Genomic DNA, 15,253 nt, shown 5'->3' with positions numbered 1-15,253 from the left:
TTTTGCATAGTATACACGAGCAATTTCAGACGGCGAGCACTTCCGCAAAGGCTATGTGGCAAACATTTGCAGCTCGAACATCACAAGAATTTCAGGCAATGGTATCGAACAACCGAACCATTTATGATAAAAAGTAACATTATCAACTACCGTCAAACGATCATATAATCCTTCCTTCTGATCAAACACGGTAATATCTCCATTACTAAGAAGTGTATCTATGAACTCCGCCTGCATATCTGTATCACTGTAAATCGCAGTAGTTTGTGATTCATTTAAGCTAAGGGAAATCGACGGCAAGATCTTGCTTTTCACAGTTTCATAATTTAAATGATAACTCGTCATCTAACAAACTCCTTTTTAATGGAAAAATCCCTGTATTAATTTACCATAGTATACCATTATAATGATGATATTCTTCCTACCAATTAGTCTTTCACTAAATATTAGTATAGCGGCAGATTTTAGTTTTGAACATATTAATATGTAAGTTAGCCGAACCTGCATATGATGAATATAATGATCCTTCTTTTGACATTTGCCCCTGTTGGGCTTGCAATTTCGAGAAGATTACAAAGTAGAAATAGTGAAGATGTTTTTATGTGAAGAGAGCAAACCCACACTAGAAAGAAATAGATTGAAAATGGAAAAAAAGTGCCTGGCCCCACTACTGTAATGTTTTACAGTGGTCGGGGGCAGGCACCAGGTCTTATTTATGAAATTCATTCGTATTATACTTCTTTTTTAAATGTATTAGTAAGCTTTCCTAATTTCTCTATATTAATTGTCACTTCATCACCGTCTTGTAAATACACTCTTTTATCTTCTGGTAATCCAAAAACCACCCCGGCAGGAGTGCCTGTTAAAATAATATCACCTGGACTCAAGGTCATATACTCGGAAATATAACTAACAATTTCATCACACTTAAAAATCATATCTGATGTATTAGAATTTTGCCGCATTTCACCATTAACAGTAGTCTTAATCGATAGGTCGTTCGGATCTCCAACTTCTTCACTTGTGACTAAATAGGGACCCAGTGGACTAAATCCATCACAAGTTTTACCTAATAACCACTGATTTGTACGGAACTGTAAATCTCTAGATGATAAGTCATTTGCATTACAATAGCCAAACACATAATTTAATGCTTCTTCTTTTTTTACTCGCTTTGCTTTTTTCCCAATTACGATAGCAAGCTCAGCCTCATAATCGATTTCATCTGAATTAATTGGTAGGTTTATAATTTCATTATGTGCTGCAATTGCATTATCAAATTTATTAAATAAAATTGGATATTCAGGAAATGGCATATTTGATTCTATTGCATGTTTTTGATAGTTTAACCCCACACAAACTATTTTTCCAGGCTTCGGCATTGAAGGGCCAAAAACTATACTTTCCTCATCTAAAATTAATTGCTTAGATTTATTCTCGATAGCTAATTCTATTAAAGATTCAAAAGCTTCGATAGCCCCTTCATTACCAATCACATCCTCAAAAGAAGTAACCACTTCCATATTGAAATAAGTTGCGGCCTTTTCAATATTCAATATCCCTGCTTCTGTCTTAGCTCCTAATTTCAACTCTCCTTTTTCATAAAACGTAAGCAATTTCATATAAGAAGCCTCCATGTATTAATATAGTCTTAACATCCTTTGTAATAGTGGTAAGAGCTCCTTCAGCTAGACTTCCCGTTAACTACTCCTCCATCTATTACAAATGGTGTTCCCATCATAAATTTAGATTCATCAGAGGCTAAATATAGTGCAGCATACGCTACGTCAATTGGTTTACCTAAGTCACCACTTAACTGTCTATCTTTTATCTTTGCAATTGCGGCATTACGGTTAGGTTCTCTCGATAAATAGTCTTCCACAAATGGCGTATAAATAGTTCCTGGCATTAAAGCATTTACTCTAATATTATATTTAGCATAGTCAACTTGCATCGACTTCGTTAAAGATAGAACAGCTCCTTTACTTGCAGCATAAGAAGCCCTGTTAGCCAAACCTATTTCTGCAATACAAGAAGACATATTAATTATTGAACCGCTGTTTTGATCCATCATGATAGGCAAGACCGCTTTTGAAACTAAAAAAACTCCCGTGACATTAACGTCAAGTACTTTTTGCCACGTTTCTCGTTCTATCTCATGTAATTGACCTACACCACTTATCCCAGCATTATTAAATAAGATATCAATCTTTCCACATTTTTCTTGAACCTCTTTAACCATATTTTTGATACTGTCTTCATTTGTAACATTAACTTTTACAAAAAATGATTTTCCACTTATCGCTTCAATTTCTTGGACAGTCTCATAACTCATCACTTCATTTATATCTGCAATAATAACGAATGCACCTTCTTTAGCAAATGTTAGTGCGGTTTCTTTCCCTATTCCTGATCCTGCTCCGGTTACTAAGGCGACTTTATTCTTAAGTCTCAAATTATCCTCTTCTTTCTGATTAATTAATTACATACCATTAGATAGCCTGGGATCGGAGTACCTTTCATTTGTATTATTATTCTATAAAAATACTATGATTTTACAAATACGGTTTTAATAGAAGTAAAGAATTCAATAGCTGCTTGACCTTGTTCTCTCGAATGCGAGCTAGACTGTTTCATTCCACCAAATGGAGCTTGGAGTTCAACACCAGCACTCTCAGCATTAATACGAACAAGACCTGCATCCATATCTTTGATAAAGGAAAGCATATTAGATATATTTCTTGTAAAGATCGATGCACTTAGGCCAAATTTTGAATCATTAGCTACTTGAACAGCTTCTTCTAATGTATCAACTTTAATTAAAGCTAATACTGGCCCAAAAATTTCTTCTTGAGCAATAGTCATGTCATTTTTGACATTATCAAACAATGTTGGCTGCACATAGAATCCATTTTCTAATCCTTTTTCTTCGTGTTTATTTCCACCGTAGAGAAGAGTTGCCCCTTCTTCTTTACCTTTCTCAATATAAGAAAGAACTGTATTCATTTGCGCCTCACTTGCACAAGGTCCCATCCACGTTTCTTCATGTAAGCCGTCACCTACTTTTAACTCTTTTACTCTTGAGACTAATTTTTCTTTGAATTCTTCGTATACGGCACTTTGTACGATAACACGGCTTGTTGCCGTACATTTTTGCCCCGTGGATCGAAGTCCTCCGCTAATTGTCGCTTCAACAGCTAAGTCAATATCGGCATCGTCAGTAACAATAACTGGGTTTTTACCACCCATTTCTAATTGATATTTTGCACCTCGAGCTAATGCCCCTTGACCAACTAGTTTTCCCACACTATCAGAGCCTGTGAATGTAATTCCATTAATATCCTCATGATTAATAATCCCTTGACCGATTACCGTACCTGAACCGGTTACCATGTTTATAACACCTTCTGGTAATCCTGCTTCAGCAAAACATTCCATTACTTTCGCTGCAGTTACCGATGTTTCTCCAGCAGGTTTTATCAACACCGTATTCCCATATGCTAATGCCGGTGCCATTTTCCAAATTGGGATAGCTACTGGAAAGTTCCATGGAGTAATAACGCCTACCACTCCTAGAGGAGTACGTGTTGTAAACAGTAGTGCTTCACTGTCAGTAGAAGGAATAACATCCCCAACCTTTCTCATACCTTCTCCTGCATAGTACCTTAAGATTGCAACTCCACGGGCGGTTTCACCTTTTGCTTCCGGTAAGGTTTTACCCATTTCCTTTGTCATTGTTTCAGCTATTTGTTCTATGTTTTTTTCGAGAATATCAGCAACTTTGTATAAATAATCCCCTCTCTCTGCACCGGAAAGTTTTCCCCATGGTTTTTGAGCTTTTTTGGCAGCTTCAACTGCAGTATTCAAGTCTTCAAGAGATGATTTCTGTACATACCCTACAATTTCATTATGATTAGCTGGATTAATACTTGCCTCTACTTCTGAGCTCGATGCTTTGACCCACGAACCGTTCACAAAATTTAAAAATGTAGTAGCTTCTGTTTTTATTACCATAAAAAATTCCTCCTAGAATTTGTTTTCAATTTTCGTAAAATTTTACCTTTTATCTTACAATTTGAACAACCTGGCTTTTAACTAAATTAGTTAATTTCCCAATTCCAGAAATTTCAATTTCAATTTGATCTCCATCATTTAAAGTAAAATCATTTGGAGGAACAATACATGTTCCTGTTAACAAGACCGTACCTGGAAACACGATATTATCTCTTTTTAAAAAACCAGCCAACTCTTCAAACTTGCGTTTAAGTTGACTAGTACTTGCAGAACCTTCGACTACTAGCTCTTCGTTACGGTAAATTTTGCACATGATATCAAAGTTATAAGGATCTTCTACAGATTCTGCTAGAAGAATAGCTGGGCCAATGGAACAAGAGCGTGCCCATACCTTTGCTTGCGGTAAATAAAGCGGGTTTTCACCTTCAATATCACGACAACTCATATCATTTCCTATCGTATATCCTAGAATGTCCCCCTTACCGTCAAGCACCAGCCCTAATTCTGGCTCAGGTATCTGCCAATTTGAATCACTTCTTAAATATAACTGGCTGTTAGGACCAATTGTTCGTTCCTTTGTAGACTTGAAAAAGATTTCAGGTCTTTCTGCATCGTAAACCTTGTCATAAAAGGTAGTTGCATCTAGTTTTCCATTTGTAGCTTCATGATTTCGAGCTTCCTTACTTTTTTGATACGTTACTCCCGCAGCCCAAACTTCTGGAGCCTCAATTGGTACTAACAGATTTAACTTTTCTAAAGAATAATTTAACGGTAGAGTATCTAAAATAATCTCATTAATTAATTCAAGGGGTTGAACACTTTTGGTCGTTGCTACATTTACTACATCTATGAAACTAGCATACGGAAGTGAATATATTTTACCTCCTTCTGTTACAGCTGCTAATACTACTTTTTTTGATTCCTTCTCTTCAAATCGAATTATCCTCATTAAAACTCCTCCATTTGCTTTAAAATCTAAAACTAGGTTTTGTATTTATTCGAAACTATTATTCCACTACTTCTCCGGTTTAACTATGAATAGGGAAATGGCATTCCAGTTCACTTGGATCATATTCTTACAATTCTACAACCGCTTTAATTACTTTTCTTGATGGTTCAAATAACTCTTCAAATTCATCAATAAGGTTAGAGAAACTAATTCGATCTGAAATGATTTTGTCTACGTCAATTAAACCTTTTTCAATACAATTAATGACATAGTTAAAATCTTGTAAAGTTGCATTTCGACTCGCCAGTAAACTCATTTCCCTTTTATGAAATTCTGGATCGTTAAAAGTTAACTCTTCTTTAATTAGTCCAACATAAACTAGTTGACCACCATGACCAACATAGTTAAATGCATTCATCATAGACATTTTATTTCCAGTTGCATCAAAAACGACATCTGGAAAATCAGAATCTGTTAATCGATTCAAATGATCCTTAGCGTCATCTAAGGCATTAATTGTGTGGTTAGCTTCTGCCCATTCTTTACAAAATTTCAGACGATCCTCATTAATATCCATGGCTATCACTTTTGCTCCTGTTAATTTAGCAAACTTCATTACACCTAATCCAATAGGTCCAGCACCGATAACTAATGCTACCTGTCCTTCTTGAAGATTTGAACGTTTTACTGCATGTGCACCAATACTTAATGGCTCTATCATCGAGGCTTCATCTAAGCTAATATTATTTACTTGAATCACATGATCAATTGCTACACGCAAGTATTCTCTCATTCCCCCATCTATGTGTACCCCTAATACTTTTATATTTGTACAACAATTCGTTTTTCTACTTCTGCAAGGTTTACAGGTCCCACATTCCATGTAAGGAATAACCGTTACTTGATCACCTATCTTCAATTTATTTTCGTTATTTCCCACTTCTTTTACAATACCAGCTAATTCATGACCTAATACCCTTGGATAAGTAAAGAAAGGTTGACTACCATGGTATGCATGAATATCCGTACCACAAATGCCTATTTTTTTTATCTCTATCAGTACTTCGCCGTCTACTATTTTAGGTTTTCCTTCGGTTTTTTCCACAAATAGCTTAGGATCTTCACAACTAATTACTCTCATTTCTTTTCCTACCTCCTATTAATTTATCAATTCGAACCATAAGATGACGCTTTCACAACTAGAGATATAATTGTTTGCTATTATATCTCCAAACCCCTGTACTACTAATCCATTAACTGTCCACCATTAACCTCAATCACTTCACCTAATAAGAACGAGCTTAAAGGTGATGCCAAATATAGTACCGCATTAGCTACTTCTTCTGGCGTTCCTTCTCGCTTTAATGGGATCGTTTCAACGACCTTTTCTCTTACATTATTTTCCGTAAATTTATCATGAAATGCAGTTGTTATCGTACCTGGTGCCACACCATTTACTGAAATTTGGAATTCACTCAGTTCCCTCGCTAAGCCTTTTGTAAATGCACTCACTGCAGCCTTAGTAGATGCATAAATTACGGCCCCCATTCCTCCTCCGTTTCTTGCAGCAATAGAAGAGACATTAATTATCCTGCCATAATTATTCATCTTCATAGCTGGGATAACATATTTAGAACATAGAAAGACAGATTTTTGATTAACATTTACTACTTCTTCCCAAAGTTCCGAAGACATCTCATCAACCCTACACCTTTCTATTAGTGAGCCAGCATTATTAACAAGAATATCCACCGAACCAAGGTCAACCTCAATGTTAGATACCATTATTTTTACTTGTTCTTCTTTAGTGACATCGCATTGATAATTATAAGCAATCCCTCCATTTGCAATAATTTCAGAAGTAACTTGTTCAGCACTCTCTTTACTACTATTGTAATTAATAGCTACTCTAGCACCGGCCTCAGCGACCTTAATAGCTATCGCTCTCCCAATGCCAGTTTCACCACCTGTTATTAAAACGGTTTGTTTTTCTAGATTAATATTAATCAACATTGCACCTCTTAATATCTTATTTGGAAAATCTATAAAGACATGAAAGATAATCTTATTAACTAATTTAAAACTGATGGTAACCAAAGAGAAATACTTGGTACGAATGCGAGAAGTAATGCTGCTATTATTAGAATTAATAAAAATGGAGCACTACTTTTTATGAATTCTTCAACCTTTGTACCTGTAATCGCACATGTTGTGTACATAATTGTACCTAAAGGAGGTGTGAGTGTTCCTATGCTTATACATACGATAAAGAAAATACCAAAATGAACTGGATCTATTTGATATTGTTGAATCATTGGCATAAACAGAGGTGTTAAAATAACGATAGAAACATTACCTTCAATAAACATTCCTACGATTAATAGGAAAATAAGAACAACAATAAAAAATATAAATTCAGAGGAAATATAATTAACCATTAACCCTGTCATTCTCTGTGGGACTTGCTCTAATGTTAGTACCCAAGCAAACGCCGAACCTGCAGCAATTATGAGTAATATAGAAGCGGCTGTATGCACAGTTTCAATAAGTGCACCAAATAATTGATTTATCTTCATTTCACGATAGACAACCAACCCTAGAAAAAATGCATAGAATACCGCTATTGCTCCAGCTTCCGTAGCACTAAATACTCCAAACCGTATTCCACCTATGATAACTACTGGCAATAATAATGCTAAGATTGCATCCTTAAAGGTTAAGAAAAAGTATTTTTTTGTGACTTTTTCTTTATTTTCTGTTTCAATTTTATGTTTTTTGGCATAAAAATGAACATAAATCATAAAACTCAAGCATAAAACGAGTCCAGGTAGAACGCCGGCTAAAAACAAATCGCCAATTGAAACATTTCCAATATAACCATACATAATTAAAGCAATACCTGGAGGAATAATTGGTGTAATTAAAGAAGTTGATGCAGTAAGTGCTGTTGCAAATGCTTTACTGTACCCCTTTTTTTCCATTTGAGGGACTAGAATCTTCGATTGCATAGCTGCATCTGCAACATTTGATCCCGACAATCCACCCATTAATGTACTCAAAACCACATTTACTTGGGCTAAAGATCCAGGGAGACGATTAGTTAAAATTTGTGCAAACCGGAGCATCCTTGTTGTAATACCCGTATAATTCATTAAGATACCTGCTGTAACAAAAAATAATATAGCAAGCAAAGGAACTGATTGAACCCCACCAATCATTCTTTGAATTAAGACTGTACTTGAAAAACTATCAGTAAAGAAGAAGTATACGGATGTACTTATAATTAAGGAAAATGCTATTGGTACATTTAAAATGAATAACAATATTAAAACTATTAATACGGCAGTTAAAGCCATCTCATGATCCCCCTTCTTTTCCAAATTCTATAGGAAAAGACTTTACCAATACCTTAGTAAAATGAATAACCGTTAATAATCCACCAATAGGGACAGCTAAATTAATTATTTTATAACTAATTCCTAAAATTGGCGTTATTTTGCTTGTCTTCATTAAATCGTATCCAAGATAGATAAAGACATAGAAGAGAACATAATAAATGGCTACAGCACGAATTATAAAACCAATAATACGAATCTGTCTTGGCATTTTCTTAACAAAGAAGTCAACTCCTATATGTTTATCTTCCTTCATTGCTGAGCTCATACCTACAAAAACAAACCAAACAAATAAACCAATAGCAATTTCTTCAATCCATGGTAATGAGTTGTTTAATACATACCTGGAAAAAACGTTTATACCAGTTAGTATGATAATTCCAAAAAGTGCGAAAGTAGACGCCCCATCATCAATAGCATTAAACCACTTTTTAATCATTAAACTCCCCCCTGACAGAACATGTTAAAAAATTCGGCTAATTATTTAAGTGAAATTGATAATTAATCATATGGCTTTTAACATGAAGAGTGTGGTGATCATGATTGCAAATAGCCCACGCTCACCACTACTCCAATTAATACAACCTGTTTATTACTGACTAAACTTATTAACGGCTTTCTAATAATTCTTGAATTTGGTCATATAAACCAGGCGTCCAAGATGGAAATGAGTTATAAACTTCTTGAACTGATTCCCTGAACGGCTCCTGGTCCACTTCATATATCTCTACACCCTCTTCTTCAAATTCAGCCAAAACTGATTTTGTTTCTTCATCTAAAATTCCTCTAGCATAATCCCCAGCTTCATCACCAGTCTCTTTTAAAATTTGCACTAGATCCTCTGGTAATGTTTCTAAGTAACTAGTTCCACCTATCCAAGCAGTAATAAATTTTTGATGTCCTGTCAATGCAAGGTGTTTTGAAACTTCTTGTGCCTTGACACCTTGAAGTACAGGAAGCGGGTTTTCTGCACCATCTACAAGTCCTTGTTGAAGTGAAGTATACAAATCCCCAAGTGGTGTCGGTGTAGCTGAAGCCCCCATAGCTTCAAATGTTTCAATAGACATTTGGTTATTTGGAACCCGAATACTTTTCCCTTCTAAATCTGCTGGTGTTTGTACCTCTTCATTGGTTAAAAGATGACGTTCCCCATAAACAGTTCTTGTTGTAACGATATCTATCCCTTCACCATTTAAATCATCAACTAAACTTTCATACCATTCCGTTTCGGTTAAATATAATAATTCGTCAAAGTCTTCTACTAAATAAGGAGCAGTTAATATACCTGCATCTGGAACATAATCCATTAAGAAGTCATACCCTGCCATGACAATTACGTTATTACCCATCATAGCTTGCTCCAATACATCTTTTTCAGAACCTAATTGAGAACTTGGATAAAGATTTAATTCAAGTGCTCCATCACTTCTTTCCTCAGCCAACTCCTTCCATTTTTGCGCTAACTGGCCGACAGGCTCATCAGGTTGATTGCCATGAGCAATGTTAATAGTAATTGCCTCTACCCCATTTGCTTCGTTCTCTTCTTTAGCTTCATTAGAATCATTTGAGGAATCTTCTGTTGTTTCATTTTCTGCTTCATCAGGTGAGTTAGAAGAAGTTTCCTCATTAGAGCATGCTGTAACCAGTGTAATAATAAATACTACTAAAATCATAAACATCCACTTATTCATTTTTTTCAATATAACCATCTCCTTTTTTATTGTTTATTAAAGTATGATAGGAAGAACTCTTAACATCTATTAACAGTTATCTACCATACTATTAATACGTATAATTATTAAAACGTTGGTCCAATTCTCCAAATGCCAAAGTCATGTTGTTTTAGGATTTCTGCTTTAGTTTTTTTACCAGTACTAACTAATCCTATTTCGTTGAATATTCTATTAGCAACTTCTTCAACTGTTTCTGTTCCCTCAATGATATTCCCTGCATTTAGGTCCATATTTTCTCCCATACGTTCAAACATAGGAGTATTTGTTGCAATTTTTATGACAGGAGCAATTGGTGAGCCTGTAGGTGTCCCTCTTCCACTTGTAAATAAGACAACTTGAGCCCCTCCAGCTACCATTCCAGTTAATTGCTCTATGTCATGGCCCGGTGTATCCATCCAAACTAAACCTTTCTCTGTTGGTTCTTCCGCGTAATCTATTATCTGATTTAAAGGACTAGTCCCCGATTTATTTGCAGCTCCTAATGACTTTTCCTCTAGTGAACTTAATCCACCATCAATATTTCCAGGACTTGGATTACCTGTACGAATATCAATACCCATTTGCATTGAACGATTTTCCATAGACTCTATTACTTCATATACACGTTTTTTAACTTTATCGTTAGAAGCACGGTTAGCTAACAAATGTTCGGCTCCTATTAACTCTGTTGTTTCAGCTAGAATAGCAGTCCCACCCTTTTCAACAATCTTGTCACTAACAGCACCAACCGCTGGGTTAGCAGATAATCCAGAACAGGCGTCAGATCCACCACATTCAGTACCAATAATCAATTCACTGAAATCGCACAATTCTCTTAATTGAGTTGACGCTTCTTGAACTAGTTTGGTAGCTTCCTTTGCTCCTTCAGCTATTGCTGTTAACGTTCCTCCGTGATCCTGAATGGAAACTGTTACAACAGGTTTTCCTGATTTAGCTATTTCCTCAGCAACACTTTTTGCCTGATGGGTTTCGCACCCTAATCCAAGTACTATTACACCGTATACATTCGGATTTTCACCAAAACCTACATAAGTTCGAAATGTTTGTTCATAATCATCTCCAACTTGAGCACATCCATGTTGGTGTATAAAGGAAACTGTTCCATCTACCAGCTCTGTAATTTGCTTTGCAGCTTGCGTAGCACATGTAATAGTTGGTAATATAAGGACGTGATTGCGAACACCAACTTTTCCATTGGATCGACGATACCCTAAGAATTTCCCTTCTTCAATCTCTAACAATTTTATCCCCTCTTCCTCTAATTCCTTCCAAATTGTGCACATGAACATGTTGACCTATTTCAATATCTCTTGAAGCTCTCCCAATTACTTCACCATATTTTTTGATTTCACTTCCTTTATTAATTGTCCGTATAGCAAACTTATGACCAAAAGATATTATTTCCTTTAAGACCAATTTAGCCGTTTGATCTTCCGAAAAATGTACTTCAATTTCAGTTCCATCTGGAATCTCTTGTAAAGCAACTGCTACGTCATCCAATGGCTTCATTACAATTGATCTGAAAATATGGTCACTCACATTTTTTTCTCCTCTCTGTTTAATTTTAATATTAGCTTTCAATAAGTTAGTTCAACTCCTCTTTGGTACTGTGGTAGTACCAATAAATGCAAATGAAAGTGACAATATATTTCTTTTCTTAATTACAACCCCCATTAAGAGAGCGTTTTCATTTAAAGTTATTCGGTGGTAGTACCACAACACCTAAAATATACCACGCGATTAAAGCGTTTACAAGTATAAATTAAATACTTCGAATATTCTTTCATCTAATTTGCTTTTAGCAGCATTCGTTTAGAGATGGGGAATACCTATTATAAATAAATTGTGATACTCTGGTAGTACCAGTAACATATGATTTATAAAAACGATAAATAACAAAAAGGGGATTATAAGATGGTTAAGATCAATCCAATTAAGAGAATAACTATTACTGAACAGATTATGGAACAAATGGCTTCTTGGATAACTACCAATCAATTAAAGGCAGGGGAGAAACTCCCTAATGAACGTACCTTGGCTGAGGAATTTGGAGTCAATAGAGGTCGAATAAGGGAAGGATTACGTGCACTAGCTCTCATTGGTCTTATTACGATAAAGCCTGGAGAAGGAAGCTTTGTAAATAAACAAGAGTCTACTATTCCAGCTGAAACAATTGGTTGGATGTATTATAAGGAAGTTAATAATTTAGAAGAAGTTTATGCTGCACGTAAGCTAATTGAGTCTGAAGTTTACTTTGAAGCTTCTCAAAATATGATAAATAATGACATAATAAAACTAGAAGGCATATTAAATAAACTAAATGATAATTCAGAGAATAATAACACCTTCCAACAGTTACTTGACGAATTTGATCTGCATATGGGTCACTGTAGTAGTAACAGAATATATAGCAAACTAATGCAAACAATCGTGCATTTACGGAACGAATCAATGACAAAAATTCTTAATGTACCCGGTGCTCGGACAAACAGTATAGAGTGTCGAAAAAAATTAATGCAAGCTATTACAGACAGAGATAATCAGAAAATAAAACAGGCAATCGAACTCAATTTCTCTCGAGCAAAACAATTTTATATGAACGTTGATTAAGTTTGCTGACTTTAAAGGTTTGTGCCTATGGAGATATAACTCCAGATAAATAGGAGCTGACATACGAGCAGTGCCAGGCACTGTTCGTATTCCTACCAATTAGTCTTTCACTAAATATTAGTATAGCGGCAGATTATAGTTTTGAACATATTAATATGTAAGTTAGGCGAACCTGCATATGATGAATATAATGATCATTCTTTTGACATTTGCCCCTGTTGTCGTCTGCAATTTCGAGATGACAACAATGTAGAAATTAGTGAAGATGTTTTATGCGAAGAGAGCAAACCCACACTATATATAGAAAGAAATAGATTGAAAACGAAAAAAAGTGTCTGACCCCCCACTACTGTAACGTTAAGCACCAAAAATTCATACAACAAAAATGAAGTGTAGACCCTCCAGCTTCATTATAATTCCTTACATACCTGGTTTAAAGAGCTCTTTAAAAGCTTCAATTGTCATGATGAATTTATTATTTATATCTTCAGAATAATGATCTATGGCTACGTCATTATCTATTTTTTGATACCCTATGATTCTTCCCCAATCTGGATTTCTTTTCCCACTTTCTGTCTTAAATTCTAATTGGGTTTTTGAAGTAATCATGTCTTCATTGCCTTGATATACAGAAAAAATGTCCTTTTTTACTTCAGGATCACTAGTAACCACTTCAATAACAAAATGAGAAAAACTCTTTTGATATATGAGCGTAAACGAAATGTTCTTGTATCCTGATTTTACAGTACAATAAGATTTCCTCGGATGATAATATGCTTGATGACCTTTTCGTTTTGCGTTTTCAACAGTTTTCTCAAAAAATTGAATGACATTACCTGACTGGTAAACATCACCTTGAGATTTTGTGTTTTGGACTTTCTTTTTAATGTAATAATTTTCAATATTTTGAGGAGGAATAAGTTGTTTTAAATCTATTAGTAATTCTGATTGATTATTTCCTATATATGGTTTGATGGATATACATTTGATATCAATCCCATTCTGATGCAACCATGCTCCCACAGAAAGGACTCTTCTATCAAATTCATTGCCGACAATAATAATTCGTTGGCTTTTGTTTAATAAATTGTTTAAGATATCTTGGGAATCAATGTCTAGGAACTCAAGTATATTATCAATAGCATCACCTTGCAGACTAAACTTTTTAATATACTCCTCGTAAATTTCTATAATGTCAATTGGCTTTAACGTTGAACAATAAGAACAATATTTTAGAACCTGGAAATCAACTCCTGAACTCGCGTAGTCTTGTTTTGTTTCAATAATAACCAAATTGCCATCTGTGTCTAAGGCTAACAAATCAAGACGTTCGTTATTTTCAAATTTATCATACTCATGACCAATAATAAGTAAGTCTTCTCCTAATGTTTGAGGACTCTTCCTAATCCATTCTTCAATATGTTCTCTTTCTTTTATCTTCTGTTCTGAAAAGTTAGTAGTTTCAATTTCTATCAACTCATTATTAGTCATATCAACTTTATACATAGGAAAACTCCTTTATTTGTATTTTATAATGTTAATTACTAATACTTATTCCATAGATTCTTCGAAAAAACAGCAATTACAACACTGGTATTAACTGGGAAGGTTGGTTTCTAACTTAGATCACTTGTTTTTCCATAGTGATCTTTTCCTACTTTTATAAGGGCACAATGAGAATGCTCTTGAATCTGTTCATAAAACGATTATCTTTTATGTACGAATTCTCCTTAATTCCCAAAATACCGCTCCGGTCCTTTAAAAACTTCGCTGACATGCCAATTCATAAAACTTTCTTGTGGAGCGTAGGCGGGATGGACTGGTGAACGGATTTCTCTGCCATGAAAACTCATAAGCCACTCATCAAAACCATTAGTCCCATTTGCTTCTTCTGAGACTAGTAGTTTCCTGGATGAGTTGATTGTGAATACACCGCGGTCAAACAGTTTATGGTGCATGGAGCTCTAAGGAGGACTCTTCTAAATAAAATTCGTTAGAACAGAATTTGAACAAATATATGAGTATTACAATGAAAAACGAAGCCAATATAAACTAGGACTTATAGCTCCGAAAAAGTATTTATTAAATTATTTGAAAGCTGTTTGAGTCCACTAAATTACTATTTTTTAGTATGAATAAATTAACTAATCCAAAGTTTCTATACTAGTAATTTGCCGATTTTTATTATTGTCCATATTTAGGGGGCTTGACCACACCAGGCACCAGCTCTTTAAACGTTGTTCAATTGAAAATATTCTTTCAGATATCCGTTCACACGTTCTACCGCAGAACGGCGAAAAGGGTCTTGCATACCTTTGACCCTCGTGCTGGTTATGTATATTTTCGGAAGTCTGTTGTGATTTTTATCTTATATACCTTTTACAAATACCTTCATTTGCTAGTGAACATTCTTTACATTCTTTTGGTTTTGTATATTTTAAGGTTTCATATTTGGCATCGAAACTATCATAATGGTAGGAATGCTCTCAAAACATGTGGGGGAAAAATGGTTATCAACAACAAAGAATATGAATATCAGTTAAGCTATTTTG

Annotated in this window: 14 protein-coding genes and 2 pseudogenes; 1 reads left to right on the top strand and 15 read right to left on the bottom strand. The window is 34.9% G+C overall.

What is annotated here, in order from left to right:
• Nucleotides 1-51: 51 nt before the first annotated feature.
• The 12 genes from CEF18_RS26390 to CEF18_RS06920 all read right to left on the bottom strand — a co-directional run bounded on the left by CEF18_RS26390 (nt 52) and on the right by CEF18_RS06920 (nt 11,630).
• Nucleotides 52-345 carry a hypothetical protein gene (locus CEF18_RS26390; RefSeq protein ID WP_223292260.1) on the bottom strand — a complete coding sequence of 98 codons (294 nt, stop codon included), beginning with the start codon at nt 343-345 and terminating at the stop codon, nt 52-54.
• A gap of 386 nt (nt 346-731) precedes the next feature.
• Nucleotides 732-1,622 carry a fumarylacetoacetate hydrolase family protein gene (locus CEF18_RS06970; RefSeq protein ID WP_110935799.1) on the bottom strand — a complete coding sequence of 297 codons (891 nt, stop codon included), beginning with the start codon at nt 1,620-1,622 and terminating at the stop codon, nt 732-734.
• 62 nt (nt 1,623-1,684) lie between these two features.
• Entirely contained in the window at nt 1,685-2,455 is a 771-nt protein-coding gene (locus tag CEF18_RS06965) for an SDR family NAD(P)-dependent oxidoreductase (RefSeq protein WP_110935798.1), read from the bottom strand.
• A 92-nt stretch (nt 2,456-2,547) separates the two neighbouring features.
• On the bottom strand, nt 2,548-4,014 hold the full coding sequence (gene gucD, locus CEF18_RS06960) for an alpha-ketoglutaric semialdehyde dehydrogenase GucD (RefSeq protein ID WP_110935797.1): 1,467 nt from the start codon (nt 4,012-4,014) through the stop codon (nt 2,548-2,550).
• 49 nt (nt 4,015-4,063) lie between these two features.
• A complete protein-coding gene (locus CEF18_RS06955; RefSeq protein ID WP_110935796.1) occupies nt 4,064-4,963 on the bottom strand; it encodes a fumarylacetoacetate hydrolase family protein in 900 nt (299 codons plus the stop codon).
• 127 nt (nt 4,964-5,090) lie between these two features.
• Entirely contained in the window at nt 5,091-6,104 is a 1,014-nt protein-coding gene (locus CEF18_RS06950; protein ID WP_110935795.1) for a zinc-binding alcohol dehydrogenase family protein, read from the bottom strand.
• Between the two features lie 104 nt (nt 6,105-6,208).
• Entirely contained in the window at nt 6,209-6,973 is a 765-nt protein-coding gene (locus CEF18_RS06945) for an SDR family NAD(P)-dependent oxidoreductase (RefSeq protein ID WP_317624098.1), read from the bottom strand.
• A gap of 62 nt (nt 6,974-7,035) precedes the next feature.
• Nucleotides 7,036-8,319: a TRAP transporter large permease gene (locus CEF18_RS06940; RefSeq protein ID WP_110935793.1), complete on the bottom strand. Its 1,284-nt coding sequence runs from the start codon at nt 8,317-8,319 to the stop codon at nt 7,036-7,038.
• 1 nt (nt 8,320) lies between these two features.
• Nucleotides 8,321-8,797 carry a TRAP transporter small permease gene (locus CEF18_RS06935; protein WP_110935792.1) on the bottom strand — a complete coding sequence of 159 codons (477 nt, stop codon included), beginning with the start codon at nt 8,795-8,797 and terminating at the stop codon, nt 8,321-8,323.
• Nucleotides 8,798-8,966: 169 nt separating this feature from the next.
• The gene (locus tag CEF18_RS06930) at nt 8,967-10,049 is read right to left on the bottom strand and encodes a C4-dicarboxylate TRAP transporter substrate-binding protein (RefSeq protein WP_223292359.1); all 1,083 of its coding nucleotides are present in this window, start codon (nt 10,047-10,049) and stop codon (nt 8,967-8,969) included.
• A gap of 107 nt (nt 10,050-10,156) precedes the next feature.
• Entirely contained in the window at nt 10,157-11,332 is a 1,176-nt protein-coding gene (locus CEF18_RS06925) for a UxaA family hydrolase (protein ID WP_407690387.1), read from the bottom strand.
• Entirely contained in the window at nt 11,319-11,630 is a 312-nt protein-coding gene (locus CEF18_RS06920; RefSeq protein WP_223292259.1) for a UxaA family hydrolase, read from the bottom strand. Before CEF18_RS06920 ends, CEF18_RS06925 begins: the two co-directional genes overlap by 14 nt.
• 375 nt (nt 11,631-12,005) lie before the next feature.
• On the opposite strand from CEF18_RS06920, the gene CEF18_RS06915 reads away from it, so the two are divergent.
• Nucleotides 12,006-12,701 carry a FadR/GntR family transcriptional regulator gene (locus CEF18_RS06915; protein ID WP_110935789.1) on the top strand — a complete coding sequence of 232 codons (696 nt, stop codon included), beginning with the start codon at nt 12,006-12,008 and terminating at the stop codon, nt 12,699-12,701.
• Between the two features lie 420 nt (nt 12,702-13,121).
• Here CEF18_RS06915 and CEF18_RS06910 read toward each other — a convergent pair whose 3' ends face one another.
• The 3 genes and pseudogenes from CEF18_RS06910 to CEF18_RS06900 form a co-directional block, all read right to left on the bottom strand.
• Entirely contained in the window at nt 13,122-14,207 is a 1,086-nt protein-coding gene (locus tag CEF18_RS06910) for a PDDEXK family nuclease (RefSeq protein WP_110935788.1), read from the bottom strand.
• Nucleotides 14,208-14,431: 224 nt separating this feature from the next.
• Nucleotides 14,432-14,662 (bottom strand): annotated as a pseudogene (locus tag CEF18_RS27130) (phosphorothioated DNA-binding restriction endonuclease); the annotation flags it as partial.
• Nucleotides 14,663-14,934: 272 nt separating this feature from the next.
• Nucleotides 14,935-15,216 (bottom strand): annotated as a pseudogene (locus tag CEF18_RS06900) (IS5/IS1182 family transposase); the annotation flags it as partial.
• Nucleotides 15,217-15,253: the final 37 nt, after the last annotated feature.

Origin of the sequence: Salipaludibacillus neizhouensis, assembly GCF_002886185.1 — a bacterium.
GTDB classification, from domain to species: Bacteria; Bacillota; Bacilli; order Bacillales; family Salisediminibacteriaceae; genus Salipaludibacillus; species Salipaludibacillus neizhouensis.
The sequence above is the reverse complement of the archived record's forward strand: the minus strand, read 5'-3'. Positions and strand labels throughout refer to the sequence as shown.